This is a genomic window from Dietzia natronolimnaea (assembly GCF_002289575.1).
Lineage (GTDB): Bacteria > Actinomycetota > Actinomycetes > Mycobacteriales > Mycobacteriaceae > Dietzia > Dietzia natronolimnaea_A.
In genome coordinates this window covers 1-25,040 of the sequence record NZ_NTGA01000023.1, presented here as the reverse complement: position 1 = coordinate 25,040, position 25,040 = coordinate 1, and the positions used below count along the sequence as shown (strand labels likewise).

General features: G+C 69.8%; 25 protein-coding genes. 14 read left to right on the top strand and 11 right to left on the bottom strand.

The genetic code is table 11. The features are described 5' to 3' along the window. Positions 1-126: 126 nt before the first annotated feature. Positions 127-747, top strand: a complete 621-nt coding sequence (locus CEY15_RS13160; protein WP_095718838.1) for a hypothetical protein — start codon at positions 127-129, stop codon at positions 745-747. A gap of 86 nt (positions 748-833) precedes the next feature. Here CEY15_RS13160 and CEY15_RS13155 read toward each other — a convergent pair whose 3' ends face one another. Both CEY15_RS13155 and CEY15_RS13150 read right to left on the bottom strand, forming a co-directional pair. Next, complete coding sequence (locus CEY15_RS13155) at positions 834-2,003, bottom strand: acetyl-CoA C-acetyltransferase (protein ID WP_017835368.1); 1,170 nt, start codon at positions 2,001-2,003, stop codon at positions 834-836. 30 nt (positions 2,004-2,033) lie between these two features. Beyond that, on the bottom strand, positions 2,034-2,615 hold the full coding sequence (locus tag CEY15_RS13150; RefSeq protein ID WP_017835369.1) for a TetR/AcrR family transcriptional regulator: 582 nt from the start codon (positions 2,613-2,615) through the stop codon (positions 2,034-2,036). A gap of 100 nt (positions 2,616-2,715) precedes the next feature. Here CEY15_RS13150 and CEY15_RS13145 point away from each other — a divergent pair, with 100 nt between their 5' ends. After that, entirely contained in the window at positions 2,716-3,519 is an 804-nt protein-coding gene (locus CEY15_RS13145) for a hypothetical protein (protein ID WP_095718837.1), read from the top strand. Between the two features lie 37 nt (positions 3,520-3,556). On the opposite strand, the gene CEY15_RS13140 is transcribed toward CEY15_RS13145, so the two are convergent. After that, on the bottom strand, positions 3,557-4,378 hold the full coding sequence (locus CEY15_RS13140; protein WP_095718836.1) for an SDR family oxidoreductase: 822 nt from the start codon (positions 4,376-4,378) through the stop codon (positions 3,557-3,559). Next, entirely contained in the window at positions 4,375-5,622 is a 1,248-nt protein-coding gene (locus CEY15_RS13135) for an acyl-CoA dehydrogenase family protein (RefSeq protein ID WP_176475111.1), read from the bottom strand. The genes CEY15_RS13140 and CEY15_RS13135 overlap by 4 nt, the downstream gene beginning before the upstream one ends. A gap of 78 nt (positions 5,623-5,700) precedes the next feature. Here CEY15_RS13135 and CEY15_RS13130 point away from each other — a divergent pair, with 78 nt between their 5' ends. The 8 genes from CEY15_RS13130 to CEY15_RS13095 all read left to right on the top strand — a co-directional run bounded on the left by CEY15_RS13130 (position 5,701) and on the right by CEY15_RS13095 (position 14,252). Beyond that, on the top strand, positions 5,701-6,555 hold the full coding sequence (locus CEY15_RS13130) for a mycofactocin-coupled SDR family oxidoreductase (RefSeq protein WP_095718880.1): 855 nt from the start codon (positions 5,701-5,703) through the stop codon (positions 6,553-6,555). A 73-nt stretch (positions 6,556-6,628) separates the two neighbouring features. Next, the gene (locus CEY15_RS13125; protein WP_095718835.1) at positions 6,629-8,251 is read left to right on the top strand and encodes a FadD3 family acyl-CoA ligase; all 1,623 of its coding nucleotides are present in this window, start codon (positions 6,629-6,631) and stop codon (positions 8,249-8,251) included. Beyond that, the gene (locus CEY15_RS13120; protein WP_095718834.1) at positions 8,248-9,060 is read left to right on the top strand and encodes an SDR family NAD(P)-dependent oxidoreductase; all 813 of its coding nucleotides are present in this window, start codon (positions 8,248-8,250) and stop codon (positions 9,058-9,060) included. Before CEY15_RS13125 ends, CEY15_RS13120 begins: the two co-directional genes overlap by 4 nt. 92 nt (positions 9,061-9,152) lie before the next feature. Next, positions 9,153-10,100, top strand: coding sequence for an enoyl-CoA hydratase (locus tag CEY15_RS13115; protein WP_095718833.1), 948 nt, complete (start codon positions 9,153-9,155; stop codon positions 10,098-10,100). A 4-nt stretch (positions 10,101-10,104) separates the two neighbouring features. Further along, positions 10,105-11,274, top strand: a complete 1,170-nt coding sequence (locus CEY15_RS13110) for an acyl-CoA dehydrogenase family protein (protein ID WP_095718832.1) — start codon at positions 10,105-10,107, stop codon at positions 11,272-11,274. A gap of 17 nt (positions 11,275-11,291) precedes the next feature. Next, positions 11,292-12,281 (top strand): acyl-CoA dehydrogenase family protein, encoded by a 990-nt coding sequence (locus CEY15_RS13105; protein ID WP_095718831.1) that lies wholly within the window; start codon positions 11,292-11,294, stop codon positions 12,279-12,281. After that, on the top strand, positions 12,278-13,420 hold the full coding sequence (locus CEY15_RS13100; RefSeq protein WP_095718830.1) for an acyl-CoA dehydrogenase family protein: 1,143 nt from the start codon (positions 12,278-12,280) through the stop codon (positions 13,418-13,420). Before CEY15_RS13105 ends, CEY15_RS13100 begins: the two co-directional genes overlap by 4 nt. Positions 13,421-13,430: 10 nt before the next feature. Beyond that, positions 13,431-14,252, top strand: coding sequence for an inositol monophosphatase family protein (locus tag CEY15_RS13095; RefSeq protein WP_095718829.1), 822 nt, complete (start codon positions 13,431-13,433; stop codon positions 14,250-14,252). A 22-nt stretch (positions 14,253-14,274) separates the two neighbouring features. Here CEY15_RS13095 and CEY15_RS13090 read toward each other — a convergent pair whose 3' ends face one another. The 5 genes from CEY15_RS13090 to hsaA form a co-directional block, all read right to left on the bottom strand. Continuing rightward, on the bottom strand, positions 14,275-15,471 hold the full coding sequence (locus CEY15_RS13090; RefSeq protein WP_095718828.1) for a sulfotransferase family protein: 1,197 nt from the start codon (positions 15,469-15,471) through the stop codon (positions 14,275-14,277). Further along, positions 15,468-16,676 carry a hypothetical protein gene (locus CEY15_RS13085; protein ID WP_095718827.1) on the bottom strand — a complete coding sequence of 403 codons (1,209 nt, stop codon included), beginning with the start codon at positions 16,674-16,676 and terminating at the stop codon, positions 15,468-15,470. Before CEY15_RS13085 ends, CEY15_RS13090 begins: the two co-directional genes overlap by 4 nt. Positions 16,677-16,684: 8 nt before the next feature. Then, positions 16,685-17,269 (bottom strand): 3-hydroxy-9,10-secoandrosta-1,3,5(10)-triene-9,17-dione monooxygenase reductase subunit, encoded by a 585-nt coding sequence (hsaB, locus tag CEY15_RS13080; protein ID WP_095718826.1) that lies wholly within the window; start codon positions 17,267-17,269, stop codon positions 16,685-16,687. 84 nt (positions 17,270-17,353) lie between these two features. Next, entirely contained in the window at positions 17,354-18,253 is a 900-nt protein-coding gene (gene hsaC / locus CEY15_RS13075; RefSeq protein ID WP_095718825.1) for an iron-dependent extradiol dioxygenase HsaC, read from the bottom strand. 33 nt (positions 18,254-18,286) lie between these two features. Further along, positions 18,287-19,462, bottom strand: coding sequence for a 3-hydroxy-9,10-secoandrosta-1,3,5(10)-triene-9,17-dione monooxygenase oxygenase subunit (hsaA, locus tag CEY15_RS13070; protein WP_095718824.1), 1,176 nt, complete (start codon positions 19,460-19,462; stop codon positions 18,287-18,289). Positions 19,463-19,650: 188 nt separating this feature from the next. Here hsaA and CEY15_RS13065 point away from each other — a divergent pair, with 188 nt between their 5' ends. Genes CEY15_RS13065 through CEY15_RS13050 form a run of 4 tightly spaced genes read left to right on the top strand, consistent with a single transcriptional unit; the run spans position 19,651 to position 22,911 of the window. After that, entirely contained in the window at positions 19,651-20,874 is a 1,224-nt protein-coding gene (locus CEY15_RS13065) for a Rieske 2Fe-2S domain-containing protein (protein ID WP_095718823.1), read from the top strand. Then, the gene (locus tag CEY15_RS13060) at positions 20,874-21,269 is read left to right on the top strand and encodes a hypothetical protein (RefSeq protein WP_095718822.1); all 396 of its coding nucleotides are present in this window, start codon (positions 20,874-20,876) and stop codon (positions 21,267-21,269) included. Before CEY15_RS13065 ends, CEY15_RS13060 begins: the two co-directional genes overlap by 1 nt. Positions 21,270-21,323: 54 nt before the next feature. Next, the gene (locus tag CEY15_RS13055) at positions 21,324-22,385 is read left to right on the top strand and encodes a ferredoxin--NADP reductase (protein WP_095718821.1); all 1,062 of its coding nucleotides are present in this window, start codon (positions 21,324-21,326) and stop codon (positions 22,383-22,385) included. Between the two features lie 13 nt (positions 22,386-22,398). Then, positions 22,399-22,911: a flavodoxin domain-containing protein gene (locus tag CEY15_RS13050; protein WP_095718820.1), complete on the top strand. Its 513-nt coding sequence runs from the start codon at positions 22,399-22,401 to the stop codon at positions 22,909-22,911. Here CEY15_RS13050 and dmpG read toward each other — a convergent pair. Together dmpG and CEY15_RS13040 are read right to left on the bottom strand one after the other, a co-directional pair. Continuing rightward, on the bottom strand, positions 22,908-23,972 hold the full coding sequence (gene dmpG / locus CEY15_RS13045) for a 4-hydroxy-2-oxovalerate aldolase (protein WP_095718879.1): 1,065 nt from the start codon (positions 23,970-23,972) through the stop codon (positions 22,908-22,910). The genes CEY15_RS13050 and dmpG overlap by 4 nt on opposite strands. 5 nt (positions 23,973-23,977) lie before the next feature. Beyond that, positions 23,978-24,904 carry an acetaldehyde dehydrogenase (acetylating) gene (locus CEY15_RS13040; protein ID WP_281254071.1) on the bottom strand — a complete coding sequence of 309 codons (927 nt, stop codon included), beginning with the start codon at positions 24,902-24,904 and terminating at the stop codon, positions 23,978-23,980. Between the last annotated feature and the right edge of the window lie 136 nt (positions 24,905-25,040).

Genomic DNA, 25,040 nt, shown 5'->3' with positions numbered 1-25,040 from the left:
GCCGGAAACGCCGACGGGTGCGGTCGTGTTAGCCCAATCAGCACTTCCTCAGGACTTTCTTGGCCTACCCTGAGAGCCGTTGTCCCCCAATCGGGGACCCCGGCCCCGCACCCACAGGAGAACACGATGACCCCCCACCGCACCGCAGTCCGCGTCGCTGCCGCCCTCGGCGCCACCGCCGCCCTCACCCTCGCCGGCGCCGGCGCCGCGTCCGCCGCCACGGCCGCGAACCCCGTGGTCAACGGCAACACAGTGTCCGTCACCTTCGAGAAGGACTTCGTGGTCGACGCCGACACGTGTGTCGCCGCGGTGGTCCCGACGTCGAGCGCCCCGGCTCTCCTCACCCAGCTCGAGGCGCTCAACAACCTCGACCTCACCGCGATCAACAACCTGATCAACAGCATGGCCGACGTGACGTTCCTCCAGACCGGCGGCCTCGTGCCCAGCCCGATCGCCAGCGTGACGATCGCTGACGTCACGGTGTCGGCCACCGTGCCGTCTAACGTCTACGCCGTGGTCAGCTACTGCCTGCTCGGTGGGTCGGACATCGGCGGGCCCGTGCTCGTCGGCGATCCGCTCGATGCGATCCAGGGCAGCCTCGGCGGGCTGTCGACCGAGGACACCCTCGGCACCCTGTCCTCGGCGACCGGCGAGGGCGACGCCAGCGGACTCGGCAGCCTCCTCGGCCTGCTCGGCGGCGGCGAGGGCGGCGGCCTCGGCCTGGACACCCTCTCGGCCGAGGGCTGACCACGAGAGCAGGCCTCACGCGTCACAGGCCCCGCACCGGGTGGTGCGGGGCCTGTCTCGTGGTGCGGGGCCTCGGGGGCGGCGCGTCAGGAGTCGAGTCGCTCGATGATCGTCACGTTGGCGGTGCCGCCGCCTTCACACATCGTCTGCAGGCCGTAGCGGCCGCCGGTGCGCTCGAGTTCGTTCAGCAGGGTGGCGAACAGCTTCGCACCGGTCGCGCCGAGCGGGTGGCCCAGCGCGATGCCGCCGCCGTTGGGGTTCACCCGGGCCGGGTCGGCACCGATCTCTTTGATCCAGGCCAACACGACGGGGGCGAACGCCTCGTTGATCTCCACCACGTCGATGTCGTCGATCGTCAGTCCGGTCTTCTCCAGAGCCCACCGGGTGGCGGGGATCGGCGCGGAGAGCATCATCACCGGATCGTCACCGCGCACGGTCAGATGGTGGATCCGGGCACGCGGCGTGAGGCCGTACTTCTCCACCGCCTCGGCGGAGGCGAGCAACCCGGCGGACGCACCGTCGGAGATCTGCGACGCCACGGCAGCGGTCAGCGACCCACCCTCGGCCAGCACGGGTAGGGAGGCCATCTTCTCGAGGGTGGTCTCGCGCGTGGTCTCGTCGGCCTCGAGACCGGCGAGCGGGACGTATTCGTTCGCGAACCGGCCCTCGGCGATCGCGGCGCGGGCGCGGGTGTGGGACTGCAGTGCCCACTCCTCCATCTCCCCCCGCGAGATGTCCCACTTGTCGGCCATCATCTGGGCACCGTTGAACTGGGAGATCTCCTGGGAGCCGAAGCGGGAGACCCATCCGGTGGAGCCGGTGAACGGGTCGTCGAATCCGTACTCACGGCCGGCGAGCATGGCGGAGGAGATCGGCAGCGCGCTCATGTTCTGCACGCCCCCGAACAGGATCACGTCCTGGGTGCCGGACATGATCCCCTGGGCACCGAAGTGGATGGCCTGCTGACTGGAGCCGCACTGGCGGTCGACGGTGGTCCCGGGCACACCGAGGGGCATCCCGGCGGCGAGCCACGCGGAGCGCGCGATGTTGCCCGCCTGCGGGCCTATGGCGTCCACGCAGCCGAAGATCACGTCGTCGACCACCTCGGGGTCGATCCCCGTGCGCTCGACCACCGCGCTGATGACGTGCGCGCCCAGGTCCGCCGGGTGCTGGCCGGACAGGCTCCCGCCGCGCTTTCCCGCAGGCGTCCGGACGGCGTCGATAACGTAGGCCTCGCGGCCGGTCACGCTGGTCATGTGTCTCCTCGTGGATGGTGTCAGGTGGGTTCAGTCGACGGCCAGGCCGTCGAGCACGATGTGCAGGTACTGGTCCGCGATCGCGGCGTGGTCGTCGTCGTCCTCCGGCCTGTACCAGCGCACGGCCACCCACACGGTGTCGCGGAGGAACCGGTAGGTGAGCCTGATGTCGAGGTCGGGACGGAACTGGCCGGACTCGATGCCCCGGCCCAGCACGTCGGTCCACATCTCACGGAACTCGGTGTTGCGCTCGCGGAGGTAATCGAACCTGGGGTTGCCCCGGAGATGCTTGAGTTCGTCCTGGTAGATGGCCACCTCGTCCCTGTGACGGTGAATGGCCTCGAACGAGACGCGGACCAGCCCTTCGAGGGTCTCCCGGGGCGAGGAGCCCGCCTGAACGATCCGGTGATAGTCCCCGAAGAGGGAGTCGAGGAACCCGCGGAGGATCTCGTCTACGATCGCCTCTTTGGACGAGAAGTGGTGGTAGAGACTGCCGGAGAGGATGCCGGCGGCGTCCGCGATGTCCCGCACGGTGGTGGCTCGCAGGCCGCGCTCGGCGAAGAGCCCGGCGGCGATCGCCAGGAGCTCCTCACGTCTGGTCGTGCTGGTCATCCGGCCACTCTACCAACCAAGCACTTGCTAGGGACGGTCCGGTGGCCGCATGGCCGCGTCGGTCCACCCGTCGTCGACGCGTTCTGCCTAGACTCCCCCCATGCGCTCCACCGTCTTCTCCTTCCCTCGCTCCTCCGGCCCGCGCCGAGCGGGTCGCCGGGTCCTCGCGGCCTCGGCGGCCGTGGGCCTCACCCTGGGCCTGGCCTCCTGCACGATCGGCGAGAGCGGTGACGACGCGGCCCCCGCGGAGACCACGCCCGCGACGAGCGAGATGCGTCAGGAGCAACCCACCGGCGCGCCGGGTGCGCCCGAGGCCGGCGTGGATCAACTCGTCCTCAACGCCCAGGACGCTCCCGAGCTCGGTCTCGCCCCCGTCTCGGCCGAGGAGATCGCCGGAGGGGTCGGCGCCCTCGAGGACATCGCCGCCGGCGTCCGCGTGGACCCCGAGCGCTGCGCCGACTTCAGCCAGGACGCGTTCCTCGCCCAGGCCGAGCCGGGTGCGATCGCCATCCAGGCGGGCCAGAGCGAGAACACCGCGTACGCGGTGTCGGTGACGACGGTGACGGCAGGCCTCAACGATCGTGACCGGCTGATCGTCGACTGCCCCACCATGACCGTCACGATCCCGCTCGAAGGGACCGAGGTGACGACCCGCGCCGAGAACCAGCTGTTGCCCCTCGAGGCGCCGGAGGGCGTGGAGCACTTCGCGGCCATCACGCAGAACAACGCGATGGACATGATGGGCCAGGAGCTGCTCACCGGCAACGTCCTGATCACCGGGGTCGTGCGGGGAATCGGCGTGTCCGTCACGGTCGCCAACGCGGCGGGGCCGGTGTCGGACGCGGAACGGGACACGGCCGTCGACGCCTTTGCCAAGCAGGTCGAGAAGATCCGCAACGCCTGATCTGCTTCGCTCCCCCTCCCCGGGTGCCGCCAGGGGGTCAGGCCCGCTGTGACGAGATGGAGACGACCTCTCCGGTGAGGTACGTGGTGTAGTCGCTGGCGAGCATGGCGATGGTCGCGGCCACCTCCCAGACGTCCGCGGCGCGTCCGAAGGCCTCCTTGGCGGCGAGTTCGTCGAGGAGTTCAGCGGAGGCCGACTTCTCCAGGAACGCGTGTCGGGCGATGGAGGGCGCGATCGCGTTGATGCGGACGCCGAAGTCGGCCCCCTCGATCGCCGAGCACCGGGTCAGCGCCATCACGCCGGCCTTCGCCGCCGCGTAGTGGGCCTGCGCACGCTGGGCGCGCCACCCGAGCACGGAGGCGTTGTTGACGATCACCCCGTTGTGGGGCACCTCGCGGAAGTACCGCAACGCCGCACGGGTCGCGCGAAAGGTTCCGTTGAGCGTGATGTCCAGGACCCGGTCCCAGTCCTCGTCGGCCATGTCGACCAGTTCGCCCTCGCCGCCGAATCCGGCGTTGTTGACCAGCACGTCGATCCGGCCGAGCGTCCGTGCGGCGCCGATGATCAGCCCGTCGACATCGGAGGTCGACTGCACGTTGCACGTGATGGCCTCGAAGCGCTGGTCGGGGAACTCGGCGGCGAGCGCGTCGCGGGCCTCGTTCATCCGGCGCTCGTGAAAGTCGGACACCAGCACGTCGGCGCCCTCGAGCGCGGCGCGACGGGCGGCCGAGAATCCGATGCCCGTGCCCGCGGCGGCCGTCACCACGACCTTCTTGCCCGCGAGCAGCCCATGGCCAGGGGTCTCCTGCGGCACGGTGGCGAGGGGGGAGGTGGCAAGGGGGGACTTGTGCTGGGTCATGACGGCCTGGCCTCTCGGGGTAGTCCGAGCACGCGCTCGGAGATGATGTTGCGCTGGATCTCGTTGGATCCGCCGTAGATCGTGTCGGCGCGGGTGAACAGGAAGAGCCGTTGCCACCGCGCCAACTCGAGGTGCTCGGGGTCGTGGAGGTCGGTGGCCGCACCCTCGGAGTCGTGGGTGGGCCCGGTGAGCGACTCCGCCCCCTGCACGATCATCGCCAGTTCGCCGAGGTCGCGGTGCCAGGTGGCCCACAGGAGCTTGGCCGCCGAGGCGTTGCCACCGGAGGCGTCACGCTCGGCGAGTGTGCGCAGAGCGTGGGCGCGGATCACCCTGAGACCGACCCAGGCACGCGTGATCCGTTCACGCACGGCGGGGACGTGCGCGCTGCCGTTGGACCGGGCCATGTCCACGATCTGGTCGAGTTCGCGGGCGAAGCCGACCTGCTGGCCGAGGGTGGACACCCCGCGCTCGAACTCCAGCAGGGTCATGGCGACCTTCCAGCCCTCGCCGCGCTCCCCCACGATCATCCCGGCCTCGGTGACCGCGTCGTCGAAGAAGACCTCGTTGAACTCGGAGGTCCCGGTGAGCTGCTGGATGGGCCTGATCTCGACGCCCGGTTGGTCGAGGGGCACCAGGAGGAAGCTCAGTCCCTTGTGCCGACTGGTCCCCTCCTCGGTGCGGGCCACGACGAAGACCCACTGGCTCAGATGCGCCAGGGAGGTCCACACCTTCTGGCCGTGCAGATGCCACCTGCCGTCCTCACCCAGGCGGGCGGTGGTGGACACGTTCGCCAGATCGGACCCCGCTCCCGGTTCGGAGTAGCCCTGGGCCCACAGTTCGGTGACGTCGAGGATCCGGGGCAGGAAGCGGTCCTTCTGCTCCGGCGTGCCATGGGCGATGAGGGTCGGGCCGAGCAGCGTCTCACCGAGGTGCGAGACCCTCGCCGGGGCGTCGGCCTTCGCGTACTCCTCGTGGACGCGGACCTGCTGGCTGAGCGACGCCCCCCGTCCGCCGTACTCGACCGGCCACCCCACGCAGGTCCACCCGGCCTCGGCCATGTGCCGTTCCCAGGCCAGACGCCGCGCGAAGAACTGGTGCTCGCTGCCCGGCCCGCCGGTCCCCCTGATCTCGGCGAACTCACCGGTGAGGTTGGCGTCCAACCACGTGCGGAATTCCGCGGCGAACTCGTCGTCGGTCATCTCCGACGCCGGCCTGCGCGGGTCGGATGCCGTGCTCTGCGTCATTCCACCACACTACCAAGCACTTGCTTGGTTTGCCGGAACCGCCCGCCCCTGCGGACGTCGTCGGGTGTGATGGTCGGCATGAACACCCCTGACACCCCCCTGAAGGGCAAGGTCGCACTGGTCACCGGCGCCGCCCGGGCACAGGGCCGGGCCCACGCCGTCCGCCTCGCCTCGGAGGGGGCGGACGTCGTGGTGACCGACATCTGCGCCCCGGTGTCCGCCTCCGTCTCCTATCCGGCGCCCGGCCCCGACGACCTCGCCGAGACCGTCCGCCTGGTCGAGCAGGCCGGGGGCAGGGCCCTCTCGGCGGAACTGGACATCCGGGAGCTCGGACCGCTCCAAGAGTTGGTCGCCCGCACCATCGCCGAGTTCGGCCGGCTGGACATCGTCGTGGCCAACGCCGGCGTGCTGAACTGGGGCCGCCTGTGGGAGCTGCCGGAGGACGACTGGGACATGGTCATCGGCGTCAACCTGAGCGGTACATGGCGGACGATCCGCGCTGCCGTGCCGGCGATGATCGAAGCGGGCAACGGCGGTTCGATCATCATCGTCAGTTCCTCGGCGGGACTCAAGGCGACGCCGGGCAACGGCCACTACTCGGCCTCCAAGGCAGGTCTGGTGGCGCTGACCAACTCGCTCGCCCTCGAGGTGGGGGAATTCGGCATCCGCGTCAACTCGATCCATCCCTATTCCGTGGACACGCCGATGATCGACCCCGACGGGATGGCGGAGATCTTCGGCCGGTTCCCCTCATATCTGCACAGCTTCTCGCCGATGCCCCTGAAGAACGTACTCGCGGACGGCGCCAGCACCCTGGCCGACTTCATGCCGCCGGAGGAGGTCTCCGACATGGTGTCGTTCCTGGCCGGGGACGGATCCCGGTCCGTCTCGGGTGTCCAGATCCCGTTCGACCGGGGCGCCCTCAGGCACTGAGCGCGCGGGTCGACCAAGCAGGTGCTTGGTACCGTGGTGGAGGCCACACCCCGCAGCACCCGAGGAGTCCGCGATGACCGACCGCTCCGCCGCCACCCGCCCCGCCTCCGCCGACCGCGCCCAGACCGGCAGCGAGGTCGAGACCACGGTCGCGGCCCTGCGCCGGGCGGCGGCCCTCTGGCCCGATCGCGAGGCGGTGGCCGACGTCCAGCCCGGCCAGGACACCCGGTGGACCTGGGCGCAGCTGCTCGAGGAGACCCGCCGGTTCGCAGCGGGCCTCGTCGCGCGCGGGGTCCAGGCCGGTGACCGGGTGGTGATCTGGGCGCCCAACACCCGCCACTGGATCGTGGCCGCGCTCGGAGTGCAGTACGCCGGCGGGACGGTGGTCCCCGCCAACACCCGCTACACCGGTAGCGAGACGCTCGACCTGGCGCAGCGGACCCACGCGACCGCCGCGATCGTCGCGGGCGCCTTCCTCGGCGCCGAGCGGATCGCCGAGCTGACCACGGCTGCGGGCGGGTCGCTCGCCACGGCCACCGCACTGCGGACGATCGTGCGGATCCCCCTCGACGGCGGTGACACGGCGGGCGCCGACATCACCGTCGTCGACATCACCGCCCTCCAGTCGGAGGCCACCGCCGCCTCGATAGCGGAGGCGGATGCCCGGGCGGACGCGGTGACGGGCGACGATGTCGCCGACATCCTCTTCACCTCGGGCACCACCGGCAAGAGCAAGGGCGTGGTGGCGCTGCACCGGCAGACCGTCGCCGGGGCGCGGGCGTGGGGATCGAACGGCGGACTCACCGAGCGCGACCGCTACCTCATCGTCAACCCGTTCTTCCACAGCTTCGGCTACAAGGCCGGCTTCCTGGTCTGCACCCTCTTCGGCGCGGCGGTCATCCCGCTCGCCGTATACTCCCCCACCGAGACCATGCGGCTCGTGCAGGACGAGGGCGCCACGGTCCTCCCGGGCGCCCCCACGATCTTCCAGACCATCCTCGACGCCCCCGACAGGGCGGAGTTCGACCTGTCCTCACTGCGGCTGGCGGTGACCGGCGCCTCGGTCGTCCCGGTGGTCCTGGTCGAGAGGATGCAGTCCGACCTCGGGTTGGAGACGGTGCTCACCGCCTATGGCCAGACCGAGACGATGGGCTTCATCACCACCACCACCTCGGACGACGACGACGTCACCGTGGCCACCACCTGCGGCCGGGCCTACCCCGGCATGGAGATCAGGATCGGTGATAAGGGTGAGATCCTCACCCGCGGCGAGATGGTCATGCAGGGCTACCTCGACGATCCGGACAACACCGACGCGACCATCGATGCCGACGGGTGGCTGCACACCGGCGACGTCGGCGAGATCGACTCCCGCGGCAACCTGCGCATCACCGACAGACTCAAGGACATGTACATCACCGGCGGGTTCAACGTGTACCCCGCGGAGATCGAGCAGACCCTGGCACGCCTGGACGGAGTGGTCGAGAACGCCGTCATCGGCGTTCCCGACGACCGCATGGGCGAGGTCGGCAAGGCGTTCGTGGTGCGCCGCGAGGGCTCGTCGCTCACCGAGGAGGACGTCCTCGGGTTCTGCCGCGAGCACCTCGCCAACTTCAAGCGCCCGCGGGCAGTGGAGTTCGTGGACTCCTTCCCGCGCAACGCCTCGGGCAAGATCCTCAAGACCGATCTCCGATGAGCGGGGGCCTGCTGCCGGGGGCCGTCCTGGTCACCGGCGCGTCCGGCGGCATCGGCGGCGCGGTGGCGCGCCGTCTGGCCGTCGAGTTCCCCCGGTCCCCCCTGGTGCTGGGGTTCCGTTCGACCGAGCCGGTGGACCTGGCGGCGGAGCTGTCCGGGCCCGCGTCCGCCGATCCGGGACACCACCCCGGCGCCGCCCGACGAAGCGTGGAGTGCGTGAGGCTGGCCCCGGGGCGCGACGGGTCCGACGACGACGTGGCGGCCGCGATCGACGGCATCGCCGCCCGGCACGGCGGGATCGCCGTCCTCGCCCACTGTGCCGGGCCCCATGTACCCATGGTCCACCTGTCCCGGACCAGCCCGGCGGAGCTTCGCACACAGCTGGGTGCGGACGTCTCCGGGTTCTTCGCGATCGTGCACCCGGCGCTCCCGCATCTGCGCGAGGTGGGTGGCAACGTCGTCGTCGTCACCACCGCCGCCACCACCCGCTACCCGGTCCGCGACGGCCTGTCGGCGGCCCCCAAGGGGGCGGTCGAGCAACTCGCGCGGGGGCTGGCCGCGGAGGAGGGCCGCTACGGCGTGCGCGTGAACTGCGTGGGCCCGGGGATGCTCACCGACGGGATGGCCGAGCGGCTCATCGCCTCCGGCGACCTCGACGACCGCGCGCTCGAGGTCACCCGCGCGAACATCCCCCTGCGCCGGTTCGGCACCGCGGACGACGTCGCCGAGGCCGTGGCGTTCCTCGCCTCCGACCGCGCGGGCTTCATCTCCGGCCAGAAGCTCGACGTCGACGGTGCTTATGGCGTCTGAACGACGGTGCGTACGGCGTCTGAATCCGATCCGGCGGGCGGGTCCGGTACAGTACCAACCAAGCACTTGCTAGGTGAGGAGAGTCCCAGCTCATGACCGACGCGCCCATCCCCCCGGTCCTCGGCGTCCACGACCTCGGCCCGGACACGCACCCGGTCGCCTACGAGGTCACGGGCGGTACCGCCTACGTCACCCTCAATCGGCCGGACTTCCGCAACGCGCAGAACTCGGTCATGACGTACTCCCTGGACAACGCCTTCGTCCGGGCCGTCGAGGATGACGCGGTCAAGGTCATCGTCCTGCGGGCCAACGGCAAGCACTTCTCGGCAGGCCACGACATCGGCACCCCCGAGCGAGACCACCACGTGGAGTACCCCAACCGCGCGGCGCTCTGGTGGGACCACACCACCCGCGGCGGCGGAGACCGGCGCCTGGCCCGCGAGACCGAGGTCTACGTCCAGATGTGCCGCCGCTGGCGGGAGATTCCCAAGCCGATGATCGCCCAGGTGCACGGCGCGTGCATCGCCGGCGGGCTCATGCTGGCATGGGTCTGCGACTTCATCGTGGCCTCGGACGACGCGTTCTTCTCCGACCCCGTGGTCAAGATGGGCATCCCGGGCGTGGAGTACTTCGCCCACGCCTTCGTGCTGGGCCCGCGGCGCGCGAAGGAGATCCTCTACACCGGTCGCAGGTTCGGCGCGGCCGAGGCGCTCGAGTGGGGGATGCTCAACCACGTCGTCCCGCGTGATGAGCTCCAGGCCAAGGTCGACGAGATCGCCGGGGAGATCGCCGCGATGCCCGCCTTCGGACTGACGCTCGCGAAGAAGGTCATCAACTCCAACGAGGACCAGATGGGCCTGCAGACCTCCCTCGACACGGCCTTCGGCTGGCACATGTTCGCCCACTCGGCCAACGCCGAGCCCGACGACACCGACTCGTTCTCCGCCTCGCTCGGCGGGATGGACGCCCGCTCGATGCGCGACAGCGCGAACACGGGCTCGACCGGCGGCCCTGCCTCGACCGGCAAGCAGAAGGACTGACGACGTGGATCTGGATCTGGACGCCTCGACACAGGAGTTCCGCCTCGAGGTCCGCGAGTGGCTCGCCGAGAACGTGCCCGCCGAGTCGCTCCCGCACATGGACACCCGCGAGGGCTTCGAGGCCCACCGACAGTGGGAGCGGACGATGGCCGACGCCCGCATGTCGGTCGTGTCGTGGCCCGAGGAGTACGGCGGCCGCGACTGTGGGCTGGTCAACTGGGTGGTCTTCGAGGAGGAGTACTTCCGCGCCGGCGCCCCCCTGCGCGTGAGCCAGAACGGCATCTTCCTGCTGGCCCCGACCCTCTTCGACCACGCGACCCCCGAGCAGCTGGCGCACATCATGCCGCGCATGGCCCGCGCCGACGACATCTGGGCGCAGGCCTGGTCCGAGCCCGAGGCCGGCTCCGACCTCGCGTCGCTGCGCTCGACCGCCCGGAAGGTCGACGGCGGCTGGGTCCTCAACGGACAGAAGGTGTGGTCGACCCGCGCTTCGTTCGCCGACAAGGGCTTCGGACTGTTCCGCACCGACCCCGACGAGCCCCGCCACAAGGGCCTGACCTACTTCATGTTCGACCTGCGGGCCGAAGGCGTGACCGTGCGCCCGATCGATCAGCTCGACGGCCTACCCGGCTTCGCGGAGCTGTTCCTCGAGGACGTCTTCGTTCCCGACGATCCGGCGAACCCGGCGGAATCGGGAGTGATCGGCGAGGCCAACCAGGGCTGGAAGGTGGCCATGTCCACCGCCAACAACGAGCGCGGGCTCTCCCTGCGCTCCCCCGGGCGGTTCCTGGCCACCACCGACCGCCTGCTCGAACTGTGGGGATCCGCCGCACCGGACCTGGACGACCGGACCCGGGGCGCGCTGGCCGACCGCGTGGTCGACGCCTGGATCGGCTCCCGCGCGTACGAGCTGAGCACCTGGAACACGGTCACCACGCTCACCGCCGGCGCCAACCTGGGGTTCGAGTCCTCGATCAACAAGGTCTTCTGGTCGGACTGGGACATCGCGACCCACGAGACCGCCCTGGACCTGCTCGGCACGGCAGGTGAGCTCGCCGGCGAGCAGTGGATGGACGGGTACCTGTTCGCCCTCGCCGGGCCCATCTACGCCGGAACGAACGAGGTCCAGAAGAACATCATCGCCGAGCGTCTCCTCGGCCTGCCGCGCGGCTGAGAACGGGGTTTTCCATCATGCAGTTCGCACTCGATCCCGAGATCGTCGACTTCGTCGCCAGCATCGACTCGCTGCTGACCAAGTCGGACATGCCCTCGGTGATCCGCTCCTGGGCCGCCGGTGACACCGCGCCCGGCACCGCCGTGTGGGGCCGCGTCGCCGAGACCGGCGCCTCCGCGCTGCTCGTGTCGGAGGAGTCCGGTGGGGCCGGCGCCACGGCAGTCGAGGCGGTCGCCGCCCTCGAGGCCCTGGGCCGACACGCGGTACCCGGGCCGGTAGTGGAGTCCGTCATGGTGGCACCGCGCATCGCCGCCGCGCTGGGTCGCGACTCCGGCGAGGACGTTGCCGGGGCCGTCGCCTCCGGCACGCTGGCGTCGGTCGCCGTGCCCGGGGTGTCGCCGTTCGCACCCGACGCGCACGTGGCGGAGTACCTGTGGGTGGCCGACGACGACGAGGTGTTCGCCGCCGAGCCCGGCGAGGCTCGTCGCTCGGTCGACCGGGCCCGCACGGTGTCCACACCGACAGCCGGTGCCCGCGTGGCCGCCGTGAGCACCACCGACCTGATCAACCACGGCGCGCTCGGGACGGCCGCCCAGCTCATGGGCCTCGGACAGGCGATGCTCGACATGAGCGTCGCCTACGCCACGCAGCGCTCTCAGTACGGCAAGGTCATCGGCCAGTACCAGGCGCTCAAGCACCAGCTCGCGGAGGTCGCCATCGCGCTGACAATGGCCCGCCCGCTGGTGTGGGCGGGCGCCCTGGCGATCGCCGAGAACCCGGACGACCCCGACGCCGCCGTCCGCGACGTCTCGGCCGCCCGCGTGGCCGTCGCCGACGCCGCCTACCTCTCGGCCCGCACGGCGCTGCAGATCCACGGCGCGATCGGCTACACCCTCGAGCACGATCTGGGCCTGTGGTTGACCAAGACCCGCGCGCTGCAGACGGCCTGGGGCACGCAGAGCTACCACCGCGGGCGCGTGCTGGACCGTCTGGAGAACGCCCGATGACCGAGCCCGCGTCCCCCGGTGTCGACACCGAGGAGCAGGCCGCGCTCCGGCAGTCGGTCGCCGCGCTCCTCGACAAGAAGTCCGACCCGGCGGCCGTACGGGCCGCCATCGTCTCCGAGCACGGTCACGACCCCGCCCTGTGGTCGACTCTCGTCGAGCAGATCGGGGCGGCGGCGCTGTCGGTCCCCGAGCGGTACGACGGCGCCGGCGCCACCTGGGTGGAGACCCACCTCGTCTGCGAGGAACTGGGCCGGCGACTCACCCCCTCCCCCCTGCTCGGGTCCGCGGTGCTCGCCGCCCAGGCGGTGCTGGCCTCCGGAGACGAGTCGGCCTGCGCCCGGATCCTGCCCGGCATCGCCGCCGGCGAGCAGGTGGCCCTGTGCTGGGCGTCCGGGGACGGTTGGGCGTCACCGGGTGTCACGGCGTCCGGCGGCGGCACGGCAACCCTGAGCGGCACGGCCCACCACGTCCTGGGCGCCGACACCGCCTCCACGCTTCTCGTGGTCGCGATCACGGGCGGACAGGTGGGGCTGTTCGAGGTCCCCTCCGACGCCACCGGACTCACCGTGACCCGGGTGCCCGTCATGGACCCCACCCGCACGATGGCCCGCGTCGCGTTCGAGTCCGTCTCAGCGACCCCGATCCGGACCCGCCCCAGCTTCCTGGCCCGGCTCCGCGCCGCGGGGTGGGCGGCGATCTCCGCCGAACAGGTGGGTGCCGCGCGGGCCGTGCTCGACGCGACCGTGAGGTACACGCAGGAGCGCACGCAGTTCGGCCGGACCATCGGGTCGTTCCAGGCACTCAAGCATCGGATGGCCGACATGTACGTCAGGGCGGAGACCGCGGCGTCGCTGTCCTACGCCGCCGCGGCGAGGGTCGCCGAGGCGCACGCGCTCGGGGAGGGGCCAGAAGCCGACGAGGCCGCCTACGCCGCGGAGATCGAGGCCGCCGCGGCCAAGGTGTACTGCTCCGAGGCGGTGCAGTGGATCACCGGAGAGGCCATCCAGCTCCACGGGGGGGTCGGGATCACCTGGGAGTACGACGTCCAGCTGTACTTCAAGCGGGCCCACGGCACCGCGCAACTGCTCGGCCAGCCCCACGAGATCCTGGCGGCGCTAGAGGTCGCCGCGGGCCTCTAGAATCACCCGTATGAGCCCCTTCCCCGAGCACGGACGGACCAACGACCAACGACTCGCCGAGGACCTGGCGGCACAGGCCGGACGGCTGCTCACCGATCTGAGGGTCTCCCGCGTGGCCCCGGAGGAACTGGGCGACTTCGCCGAAGGCGAGGCCCGGGCCGTGATCGTGGACCGGCTCGCGGTGGCCCGTCCCGACGACCTGGTCTTCGGCGAATGGAACCCGGAGTCGCGGGAGCGCCTGGAAGCCGAGCGGGTGTGGATGATCGACCCGCTGGACGGTGTCAGCTCGTACTGCACCCCGGGGCGCCCCGACTGGGCGGTCCACGTGGCCCTCTGGGAGCGCGGACCCGACGGCACCGGCGGGATCACCGCGTGCGCGATCGCCATGCCCGCGTACGGGCGCGTGATCACCGGACGGGGGGCCACCACGTACCAGCCGATCTCCATCATCCGCGGACCGCGCCCCGGTCCACTGGTGCCCCCGCGGGAGGACGATCGCCTGCGCATCGCCGTCTCTGAGGCCGATCCGCCGGCCTTCGCGGAGGAACTCGCCGAGTCCCTGGGCGCGTCGCTGGCCCGCCTCGGCTCGGGCGGTGGCAAGACCGCCACCGTGGTGGAGGACGAGTGTGACGCCTACATCCACACCAGTGGCCACCACCAGTGGGACTCGGCCGCCACCTACGGAGTGGTACGCCAGCGCGGTCTGCACGCCAGCCGACTCGACGGGTCAGAGCTGGTCTACAACGGCGAGGAGATAGATTTCCCGGACCTGCTCGTGTGCAAGGAGGACGTCGCCGACCGCATCATCGAGGCAGCCCGGCAGTACCTCTGATCCGGATCCCCGGACCGGCCCCCTAGTCCTCCAGGCCCCGGTAGCCGGAGAACCGCTCGGCGATCTGATCCTCGGTCACCCCGTAGTCGGCGAGTGTGTAGCGGTGGGCGGGTGCCCGGTCGCCGGACAGGCTCCTGGCGTTCTCCGCCTCGACCGCTTCCCGCACGTCGTCGTCGAGCCCCGCGCCGGCCGCGGAGTACACCCGCTCCACGACTCCCGCGGGGTCCTCGATCAGTTCCCGGTGGTTGACGTCCACGAACGTCGCCCGCGAACCCGGGTCCGCCTCGTGCCGGGCGCGGACCGCGTCGAACTCGGCCACGCCCCGCGCCCACAGGTCGAGCTGCGAGGACCCGATGTAGTCCGGGGTGAACCGGGTCGACCAGTCCGCGGCGGTCCGGTGCGCCAGCGAGAACATGGACGCCATGGATTTGCGCGGGTCGCGGTGGGTCTGCACCACCACGGCGTCGGGGTACACCTCGAGGAGCGCGTCCAGCGCGAACAGGTGACTGGGGTTCTTGAGCACCCAGCGGCGACCGGGGTCGTCCGCACCGATCAACTGCAGGTTCCGCTTGTGCCGCCTATACGCGGGGACCCAGTCCACGCTCTGCAGCCATGTCGAATACCCGTCGAGCCTGACGAGACACTCGTACGAAGCCGACGTCGCGGACTGGCGGAGCAGCTGCCAGCACTCCTCCAGATCGTCGGCGGAGATGTAGTGCACCCCTCCGTAGTCGGGGTTCTCCGACATGAACCCGGCGTACAGGTCGCGCAGGCCGCGGTAGGTGGGGTCGTCCTCCCACTGCTCCCGCGGCGGCCGCGGCTTGGGCACCTCCGTGAGCCACAGCTCGAGCCCCTGGTTGGCGGGGTCGGCGCCGAGGAGCCGGTGCAGCGCCGTGGTCCCGGTCCGGGGCAACCCGGTGACGACGACGGGCCGCACGATCTCGATGTCCGCCTGGGCCGGGTCCGCCGCGAAGCCCGCCTGGGAGACGAGCCGCGCCACCATCGCGCCCTTGAGCACCGACCGCCAGTACTTGCTCCCGGCCGGGGTGAGACCGGCATCGGAGTGCAGGGAGTCCAGCAGCACGCCCAACGCCTCGCGGTGGTGGTCCGGACCCTCACCGAAGTCCTCCAGTCCGATGGCCCGGGAGGCGCTCGCGTGCAGGTCCTCGACGGTCCCGACGTGGACCCTCTCGTCGTCGGTCACGGCCGATCCGGTCATGAGAGTCCTCTCCGCGCGAACGCGTCCTGCCGCGCGGCGATACGCTCGCGCCACTGCTCGGGGCTCACCCGCTGGGCGTCGTAGCCGGGGACCTCGCCGGCGAGCTGGTCGAACGGCACCACCTTCACCGCCGGACCGAGCTCCGGGGTGATGGGCTCGCTCACCCGCTGCCACCGGAACTGCATGATGCCCTCGCGGTGCCCCAGGGTCTCGATCCAGTTGGCCAGCCCGGGGTCCCGGTCGGCCACGACGAGGTGGATCATCCCGTCCTCGTCGACGTGTGCCTGGTCGGCGGTGAGACTCGTCTGGTGATGGACATAGTCGAGCGAGGCGTACCACATGTTGCCCAGCTGGAACCCCTGGTAGGGAACCCCCGCGACGGGCACGGAGATCACCATGGCCTCGTCGGCCCCGAGCTCGAAGACCCCGGCCGAGGAGAACTGGGTCGTGAGCCCACCGGGGGTCTGCCGGGGCTCGTTCAGCGTGTTGCGTTCCTGGTCACCGAAGAACCACTCCGGGAACGCTATCCATGTCCGCAGCCTCCCGACCAGCGCCTGGGCGAGCTTGGCGTAGAACTTCTCCTGCCCGGCGAGCGTCACCGGCTCCGGCGCGGTGCCCACCGTGTCGACCCTGCGAAGGATGGCCGACCCGGCCACCTCACGGCTCCAGTCGGAGTACACCTCGCGGACGGCGATCATGGACGACCCCGGGTGCAGTACCACGTAGCCGGAGTCGCCCTCGTCGTCGTCGTGCCGTGGTGGCCCCAGACGGAAGCGATACCGTCCGTCGTCGTCGATCTCGAGAGCACGGTCGTCGAACGCGGCGTGCGACGCGGCGCGTTCATCGGCCGAGTACGTCCCGGCCATGACCTGGAACGACAGGTCCGCGGTGGTGCCGCGACGGCCCTCGATCACGTACTCGGCGCCGTCGGCGAGGTTGGCGTAGAAGTACAGGGTGTCCGGGTTGTCCAGGCCCATCTTGGTGTACGGGCCCGTGGCCTGGAACAGCTGCGGGTGCGTGCGTCCGCGGTGCTGACCGGTCTCGATGGAACCGCGGATGGTCCCGAGTAGATAGTCGAGACCCTCCGCGACGTCCTCCTCGGTCCGCACATGCGGCGCCGACCGGATGATCTCCTCCGCCTCGGCCAGCGCTCGGGACAGGGGCGCCGTCGCCCCTGCCGGCCCGTCGACTGCCGCCCCGTCCATCGCGCCGCTCACAGCCACGTGTACGAGTCGGCGGACGTGATGAAGTTCTCGAGCTCTTCCTGCTCAGGCGTCGGATCCACGACGTCCTCCTCAATACTCAGATACGCACCGCGGTAGAACAACAGCGGCCGGACGTCCCGCTCGGTCGGTCCGAGGTGGGCGACACGTCCCAGGACGATCCAGTGGTCCCCACCGTCGAGGACCTGGTCGATCTCACAGTCCAACCAGGCCATCACGCCGTCGATCACCGGCGACCCGAGCGGGCTCGGTGACCAGTCGATCGACGCGAACTTGTCGTCGCCGCGACGGCCGAAGGTGGAGGAGACGCCCTCCTGCTCCTCGGAGAGGATGTTGACGCAGAACCTGCCGGCCGCCTCGATCCCCTTCCACGAGCCCGACGTCTTCATCGGGCAGAACAGCACCAGGGGCGGTTCGAGGGAGAGGGCGGAGAAGGACTGGCAGGCGAAACCGACCGGCGCATCGTCCGTGACCGCCGTGATGACGGTGATCCCGGTACAGAACTGGCCGAGTGCGTCGCGCAGGTCCCGAGTGGAGAAGCTCTGCCCCTCCGGGGGATGGTCGGTGCTGCTCATGTGAAGTCGGTCCTCCCTGGACTGGGTGGTACGTGGGCATCATCGCCTCCCGGGCGGTAGCGCCCGGGAGGCCAGCCTAGGCTCCTACTTGAAGCCCACGGAGAAATCGTGGCCCCACAGGCTCACCGCCGTGGACTCCCGCGCGACCCAGTCCGCATCGTCGACCTGCACGCCCTCGCAGCCGTATTCGCAGTCGAAACCACCGGGCGTCTTCATGTAGAAGCTGAGCATCTTGTCGTTGACGTGACGACCGAGCGAGGCCGACATCCTGACCTTCTTGCGCAGCGCCCGGTCCAGCGCCAGCCCCACGTCGTCGGCCGACGCGACCTCGACCATGAGATGGATGATCCCGGTCGGGTTGGGGAAGGGCGTGAACGCCAGGGAGTGGTGGCGGGGGTTGCAGCCGAGGAAGCGCAGCCAGGCGGGTTCCCCGTCGGCCGGTCGACCCACGATCTCCGGCGGCAGACTCATCGAGTCGCGGAGGGAGAATCCCAGGACGTCCCGGTAGAACTCGAGCGCCGCCACCTCGTCCGGGGTGGAGAGCACGATGTGGCCCGCCCCCTGGTCGCCGGTGACGAACTCGTGACCGTAGGGCGTCGGGATGCGGCGGTGCTGCAGCGCGATGGTGTGGTAGATCTCCAGCGTGAACCCGGCGGGGTCCTGGCAGGTGATCAGTCCGCGAACCCTGCGGTCCCGCTTCACCTCGTCCAGGGCGTCCTGCCAGGGCACCCCGGCCGCGTCGAGACGTCGCCTGACATCGTCGAGCTCCGCCTCGTTCGCGCACTCCCAGCCCACCGCGGCGAGCGCGTCCTCCGGTCCGGAGACGATGATCCACCGGTGCGGGTTCTCGTCCATACGGAAGTAGAGTGCATCCGGGTCGTCGCCCTTGCCCTCGACGAATCCGAGCACCTTGGTGCCGTACTCACGCCAGGCGTCCATGTCGGTGGCGTAGATCCGCACGTATCCGAAGTTGCTTATTGCCATGCCAAGTCAGTCCTCTCGATCCGCTCGGGCGGATCAGACCATCGAATCCGTGACCTTTTCGCCGAACTCGTTCTGTCCGTACATGATGTACGCCTTGGTCGCCTCGTTGGCCGCGTGGACCCGACCGGCGTTGGCATCGCGCCAGAAGCGCTGGATCGGCGAGGTGTCCTCGAGCGCGCGGGCGCCGGAGTTCTGGAACAGCAGCCCGATGGCGTCGATCGAGCGCTGGGTGGCGCGGACCTGGTCCCGGCGGGCGCGGGTGCGGATGTCCATACCCGGGACGTCGCCGGCCTTGATCAGGTCCATCTCCTCGCGGACGTTCCGCATCAGCTGCAGCCACGCGGCGTCGATGTCACCCGCGGCCTCGGCGAGCCGGACCTTCGCGAACGGGTCGTCCTTCACCTTGGTGCCGAACGCGGCACGGACCCGCGCGCGCTGGTGCTCGCGGTGCACCTCGTAGCACCCGAACGCCATCCCGACGATCGGCGTGGAGATGGTGGTGGGGTGGATGGTGCCCCACGGCATCCGGTAGATCGGGTTGGTGTTGACCTCCAGACCCGGGCTGGTCGTGTTGGCCATGTCCCCGAAGGACAGCACCCGGTGGGCGGGGATGAGCGCGTCGGAGATCAGGATGTCGTTGGACCCGGTGCCCTTGAGTCCGGCGACGTGCCAGACGTCGAGGATCTCGTACTGGGACTTCTCCACGAGGAAGGTGCAGAAGTCGATCATCTTGCCGCTGCCGTCCAGCACGGGACCGCCGACGAACACCCAGTCGGCGTGGTCGCAGCCCGAGGACCAGGACCACTTGCCGTTGAGGAGGAACCCGTCGTCGGTCTTCGTGGCCGCGCCCATCGGGGCGTACGACGACGAGATGCGGACGGTGGTGTCCGAGCCCCACACGTCCTCCTGCGCCTGCTGCGGGAACAGGGCCAGGTGCCAGTTGTGGATTCCCAGGATGCTGGCGCACCATCCGGTTGACGGGCAGGCCGTCGCGATGGTCATGGCAGCGGTGTAGAAGGCCTCCATGTCCGCCTCGTACCCGCCCCACTGAGCGGGCTGACAGAGCTTGAAGAAGCCGGCCTCGTCGAGCTCCGCGATGTTCTGCGGATGGACCCTGCGCAGGTCCTCGGTCTCCTGCGCACGCTCGGCGAAACCGGGCAGCAGTGCTTTGATCCGGTCGATGACCTCGTGGTTGGCGTGCTCGCTCATGTGATCCCTCTCTGGCTTTTGTGGGCCGCTTGGCCTTAGACTAGAACACGTTACAGTTTTCCACCAGACTGAACCGCCCGGAACTCAGGCTATGGCACCCCGTGCCAGCGCCGACAGGGATTGGTTGTGACCGGCATCCCGATTCTATAACCTGTTCTCATCCGGCTCATGCCCTCAGGAGGATCATCATGACCGCACACGGCTCGGCCCCCGGAGCTGTCCGCGAAATCGACACGGGCGAGACCCGGGATCGTTACGCGCGCGGCTGGCACTGCATCGGCACCGTCAAGGAGTTCAGCGACGGCGCCCCACACTCCATCCAGGCCTTCGGCACCAAGCTGGTCGTCTGGGCGAACGACGAGGGTGAGATTAACGTCCTCGACGCCTACTGCCGGCACCTCGGCGGCGACCTCTCCGACGGCGAGGTCAAGGACGGCAACATCGCGTGCCCGTTCCACGACTGGCGGTGGGGCGGTGACGGCAAGTGCAAGGGCATCCCCTACGCCAAGCGCGTCCCGCTGCGCGCCAGGACCCGCGCCTGGATCACCAACATCCAGTCCGGCCAGGTCTTCGTCTGGCACGACCACGAGGGCAACCCGCCCCGCGACGAGGACGCGATCCCGGTGGTCGCGGAGTACGGCACCGGCGAGTGGACCGACTGGGAGTGGAACCGCCTCGTGATCGAGGGCTCCAACTGCATGGAGATCGTCGACAACGTGGTCGACATGGCCCACTTCTACTACATCCACTTCGCGTTCCCCACGTACTTCAAGAACGTCTTCGAGGGTCAGACCGCCACCCAGTACCTCAACACCAAGGGCCGGCCGGACCACGACCCGACGGGCGGCAAGTACGGCGACACCCTGCTCGAGTCCGAGGCGTCCTACTTCGGTCCGGCGTACATGATCAACCCCCTCAAGCAGATGTACGGGGACTTCGAGACCGAAGCGATCCTCATCAACTGCCACTACCCGATCGACCAGAACTCGTTCGTGCTGATGTACGGGCTGTCGGTGAAGAAGCCGGCGGGTTTCGACGACGCGACGGCCGCCAAGATGGCCGCGAAGATCGCCACCTTCTTCGGCGAGGGCTTCCTCCAGGACGTCCGCATCTGGCAGCGCAAATCGCAGATCGCCAACCCGCTCCTGTGCGAGGAGGACGGTCCCGTCTACCAGCTCCGCCGGTGGTACGAGCAGTTCTACGTGGACCGCGACAAGGTCGAGCCCGAGATGCAGGAGCGGTTCGAGTTCGAGGTCGACACCACCGCCGCCAACCAGTACTGGGAGGGCGAGGTCGCCGAGAACATGCGCAAGCAGGAGGCCGGTGAGGCCGAGATCTCGGACGAGCAGACCCAGTACACCGGCATGGCCGAGGTCGCCGGGGAAGCGAGCGCCTCCCGCGCGGAGAAGTGATGTTCAAGCAACACGACTCGCGGCGCGCGCCCACCTGGGATCAGTCCGACCCGGCGCGCGCCGCGCGGCTGCACGGCGACACCGATCTGGATCGCGAGACCTACACCCGGGCGGGTTTCCAACCCGTCGAGTGCCGCGCGTGCGGCACCTGCGCATCAGTTCGGAAGAACAGCGAGAAGCACACCTCGATCCAGTGGACCGCGGGCAGTGACCGCGCGTGCCCCGTGCTCACCGACTGGCGAGCGGGCGGGGAACGACCGCAGGGCGAGGACACCTGCCCCCGGATGCTCGCGAGCATCCGGTACGCCTTCGCAGAGGGTCTGATCGCGCTCGCCGACGGCGTCGATCCAGCTGACACCGATCACATGGTCAACCCTCTGTACGTCCCCGAGTAGGACGTCCGGAGTGATCTCCCGCACCGCCTCACGCAAGCGATAGGCTCCCAACCCATGACCGCCACCCCACAACTCGGCTCCTTCGTGCGCGAACTCTCGATCGCCGAGGTGATCGAGGAGACGGCCGACGCCAAGTCGATCGTCTTCGAGATCCCGGCCGGCGCGGAGGACGATTTCCGGTACACCCCCGGCCAGTTCCTCACCCTGCGGATCCCCAGCGACCAGACCGGGTCCGTGGCGCGCTGCTACTCCCTGTCGAGCTCCCCCACCGAGGACTCCCGTCTCAAGGTGACCGTCAAACGCACGGTCGACGGCTACGGATCCAACTGGCTGTGCGACAACGCCGAGGTCGGCATGTCCATGCACGTCCTGGCACCGTCGGGCATCTTCACGCCCAAGAACCTCGACCAGGACTTCATCCTCCTGGCTGCCGGCTCCGGCGTCACCCCGGTCATGTCGATCCTCAAGTCCGCGCTCGCCCAGGGCACCGGCCACATCGTCATGGTCTACGCCAACCGCGACGAGAAGTCCGTGATCTTCAAGGACGAACTGCAGACCCTGCAGCGGGAGAACCCCGATCGACTCACCGTCCTGCACTGGCTCGAGTCGGTGTCAGGCATCCCCTCCCCCGAGATGATCGGCAACCTCCTGCACCCGGTCGCGACCAAGCGCCAGTCCTACATCTGCGGCCCGGCGCCGTTCATGGAGACCGTCAAGGACGGCCTCCGCCGCGCGGGAGCCGACATGCATCTCATCCACACCGAGGGGTTCTCCTCGATCGAGGGCGACCCGTTCGCCGAGATCGTGATCGACGATTCGCCCGGCGACGACGGCGCCGGGCCGGCGACGGCGATCGTCGAACTCGACGACGAGACCCACGAAGTCTCGTGGCCCCGCAACACCCCGCTGCTCGACGTGCTGCTGTCCAAGGGGATCAAGGCACCGTTCTCCTGCCGCAAAGGCGAGTGCTCCGCCTGCGCCTGCGTCCTGAAGTCCGGCGAGGTCGAGATGATCCACAACGGGATCCTCGATCCGGAGGAGGTCGAGGAGGGGTACGTGCTCAGTTGCCAGCTCCTACCCAAGACCGATCGTGTCGAGGTCTCGTACTCCGAGTGACACACTCCAGGGTGTGAACCACCCCCTCGTCACCTTCACCTCCAGGTACGGCTCCACCCGCCGCTACGCGCACGCGCTCGCCGAGACGCTCGGAACGCGGGCCGTGGACCTCGCGTCGATGGGGGACGCGGCCTCCGCCGACCCGTTGATCGTCCTCGCTCCCCAGTACGTCACGACCATCCTCGGGCGACGGCGCATCATCCGGGCGATCCGATCGGCTCCGGGCCGTACGGCGCTCGTCGTCGTCGCCCTCTCCCCCGCCGACGATCCCGGGCGCGGCGCCCTCGCGCAGAAGCTCGTCGCGGCCACCGGCCGCGCGGCCACGGTCTTCCAGTTGCGCGGGGACCTCGACCCGGACCGGCTGCGGTGGTGGGATCGGGTGCTCATGGCCGCGCTGCGCAGAGAGTTGCGCAGGACCCCGGACGAACCGGTGGCCCGCCTGCTGCTGCCACGTGAGCGGGTGGAGCTGGTCGACGAGTCCACCCTGGGGCCGATCGTGGACTGGGTGCAGCGGCGCGAGTCCTAGACTCCGGCCTGCTCCTTCTGGATCTCCAATGCGATGTCGATGAGCTGGTCCTCCTGGCCTCCCACCAGGCGGCGCTCGCCCGCGCGGATGAGGATCTCCGACGACGGCACGCCGTACCGGTTCGCGTGCCCCTCGGCGTGCTTGAGGAACGACGAGTAGCACCCCGCGTAGCCGAGCATCAACGCCGACCGGTCGACGACGCACTCCGTGGGCATGAGCGGGCGCACCACGTCCTCGGCGGCATCGGCGATCTTGAAGAAGTCCACACCGGTGGTGATGCCGAGCTTGTCGCACACGCCGACCAGTGCCTCTACCGGGGTATTGCCGGCTCCGGCTCCGAAGCGGCGCGTCGAGCCGTCGATCTGCTGCGCACCGGCGCGGATGGCCATGATCGAGTTGCCGACGCCGACGTCCAGGTTCTCGTGTCCGTGGAATCCGACCTGGGCGTCGTCGCCGAGTTCGGCGACCAGCGCGGCGACGCGGTCGGAGACCTGGTCCATGACGAGCGCACCCGCGGAGTCGACGATGTAGACGCACTGGCACCCGGCGTCGGCCATGATGCGGGCCTGCTTGGCGAGCACCTCCGGCGGCTGGGTGTGGCTCATCATGAGGAACCCGACGGTCTCGAGGCCGAGCTCGCGGGCGTAGCCGAAGTGCTGGATCGAGACGTCGGCCTCGGTGCAGTGCGTGGCGACGCGGCAGATCGATCCGCCGTTGTCGCGAGCCGCGAGGATGTCGTCCTTGATCCCCAGTCCCGGCAGGGTGAGGAAGGCGATCTTGGCCTGCGTGGCGGTCTCGGCCGCGACCCTGATGAGGTCTTGGTCGTAGGACTTGGCGAAGCCGTAGTTGAAGGAGGCGCCGCCGAGCCCGTCACCGTGGGTGACCTCGATGACGGGGACCCCGGCGCCGTCGAGCGCCGCGACGACGTCGCGGACGTCGGAGATCGAGAACTGGTGGCGCTTGTGGTGCGAGCCGTCACGCAGCGACGAGTCGGTGATCCGGATGTCGAGTTCCGAGCTGTACGCGCGGGCGTCGGCGTTGTACGGGTTGGTCCTGTCCATGGTCCTCACACTCCGTGGGTGGTTGTCGCGAGCCTGGTCCTGGCGATGTCCTCGCCGACCTTCGTGGCGGCGGCGGTCATGATGTCGAGGTTGCCGGCGTACGGCGGGAGGAAGTCGCCGGCGCCCTCGACCTCGACGAAGATGGCGACCCGCGCCATACCGCCGGTGATCTCGGTGGGCGGGTCGAACTGTGGCTCCTGGAGCAGCCGGTATCCGGGGACGTACTCCTGGATCTCCTTCTCGCGCTTGCGGATGGCGGTGGTGATGAGGTCCTGGTCCGCATCCTCGGGGATCGCGCAGAAGATGGTGTCGCGCATGATCATCGGCGGCTCGGCCGGGTTGAGGATGATGATCGCCTTGCCCCGCTTGGCGCCCCCGACCTTCTCGATGGCCAGCTTGGTGGTCTCGGTGAACTCGTCGATGTTCGCCCGTGTGCCCGGCCCCGCCGATTCGGAGGAGACGGAGGCGACGATCTCCGCGTACTCCACCGGGACGACCGAGGAGACAGCGTGGACCATCGGGATGGTGGCCTGGCCGCCGCAGGTGACCATGTTGTGGTTGGGCGCCTCGACGTGCTCGTGCAGGTTCGCGGGCGGGATGACCATGGGGCCCACCGCGGCGGGGGTGAGGTCGACGGCGGTGATGCCCGCGGCTTCGTAGCGGGGGGCGTAGGCCTTGTGGACGTAGGCGCTGGTGGCCTCGAACAGCAGGTCCGGCTTCTCGCCCCCCGCCTCGATCGAGTCGAGCAGCTCGTCGGCGCCACCCGACATGCAGGTCAGCCCGTGGTCGGCAGCGCGCTTCATCCCCTCGGACTCCGCGTCGATGCCGATCATCCACTTGGGCTCGATGAACTCGCTGCGCTCGAGCTTGTACATGAGGTCGGTGCCGATGTTTCCCGATCCCACTATCGCCGCGGTGAGCTTGGTCTTCACTGTCATGCCGTCAGTCTCTCGACGCCGACCGCCCACCACAATCGGGCGTGCCGTTCAGCGGCACACTCTGTGCGGTGGGTGCCCGGCGACCCTGTCAGGCGGGGCGGGGGCGGTGGGCGCCGGGTGGGTTGGTGAG

Coding starts and splice junctions, on each gene's coding strand:
- CEY15_RS13160 (WP_095718838.1), top strand. CDS start 127: ATGACCCCCCACCGCACCGCAGTCCGCGTCGCTGCCGCCCTCGGCGCC.
- CEY15_RS13155 (WP_017835368.1), bottom strand. CDS start 2,003: ATGACCAGCGTGACCGGCCGCGAGGCCTACGTTATCGACGCCGTCCGG.
- CEY15_RS13150 (WP_017835369.1), bottom strand. CDS start 2,615: ATGACCAGCACGACCAGACGTGAGGAGCTCCTGGCGATCGCCGCCGGG.
- CEY15_RS13145 (WP_095718837.1), top strand. CDS start 2,716: ATGCGCTCCACCGTCTTCTCCTTCCCTCGCTCCTCCGGCCCGCGCCGA.
- CEY15_RS13140 (WP_095718836.1), bottom strand. CDS start 4,378: ATGACCCAGCACAAGTCCCCCCTTGCCACCTCCCCCCTCGCCACCGTG.
- CEY15_RS13135 (WP_176475111.1), bottom strand. CDS start 5,622: ATGACGCAGAGCACGGCATCCGACCCGCGCAGGCCGGCGTCGGAGATG.
- CEY15_RS13130 (WP_095718880.1), top strand. CDS start 5,701: ATGAACACCCCTGACACCCCCCTGAAGGGCAAGGTCGCACTGGTCACC.
- CEY15_RS13125 (WP_095718835.1), top strand. CDS start 6,629: ATGACCGACCGCTCCGCCGCCACCCGCCCCGCCTCCGCCGACCGCGCC.
- CEY15_RS13120 (WP_095718834.1), top strand. CDS start 8,248: ATGAGCGGGGGCCTGCTGCCGGGGGCCGTCCTGGTCACCGGCGCGTCC.
- CEY15_RS13115 (WP_095718833.1), top strand. CDS start 9,153: ATGACCGACGCGCCCATCCCCCCGGTCCTCGGCGTCCACGACCTCGGC.
- CEY15_RS13105 (WP_095718831.1), top strand. CDS start 11,292: ATGCAGTTCGCACTCGATCCCGAGATCGTCGACTTCGTCGCCAGCATC.
- CEY15_RS13100 (WP_095718830.1), top strand. CDS start 12,278: ATGACCGAGCCCGCGTCCCCCGGTGTCGACACCGAGGAGCAGGCCGCG.
- CEY15_RS13095 (WP_095718829.1), top strand. CDS start 13,431: ATGAGCCCCTTCCCCGAGCACGGACGGACCAACGACCAACGACTCGCC.
- CEY15_RS13090 (WP_095718828.1), bottom strand. CDS start 15,471: ATGACCGGATCGGCCGTGACCGACGACGAGAGGGTCCACGTCGGGACC.
- CEY15_RS13085 (WP_095718827.1), bottom strand. CDS start 16,676: ATGGACGGGGCGGCAGTCGACGGGCCGGCAGGGGCGACGGCGCCCCTG.
- hsaB (WP_095718826.1), bottom strand. CDS start 17,269: ATGAGCAGCACCGACCATCCCCCGGAGGGGCAGAGCTTCTCCACTCGG.
- hsaC (WP_095718825.1), bottom strand. CDS start 18,253: ATGGCAATAAGCAACTTCGGATACGTGCGGATCTACGCCACCGACATG.
- hsaA (WP_095718824.1), bottom strand. CDS start 19,462: ATGAGCGAGCACGCCAACCACGAGGTCATCGACCGGATCAAAGCACTG.
- CEY15_RS13065 (WP_095718823.1), top strand. CDS start 19,651: ATGACCGCACACGGCTCGGCCCCCGGAGCTGTCCGCGAAATCGACACG.
- CEY15_RS13060 (WP_095718822.1), top strand. CDS start 20,874: ATGTTCAAGCAACACGACTCGCGGCGCGCGCCCACCTGGGATCAGTCC.
- CEY15_RS13055 (WP_095718821.1), top strand. CDS start 21,324: ATGACCGCCACCCCACAACTCGGCTCCTTCGTGCGCGAACTCTCGATC.
- dmpG (WP_095718879.1), bottom strand. CDS start 23,972: ATGGACAGGACCAACCCGTACAACGCCGACGCCCGCGCGTACAGCTCG.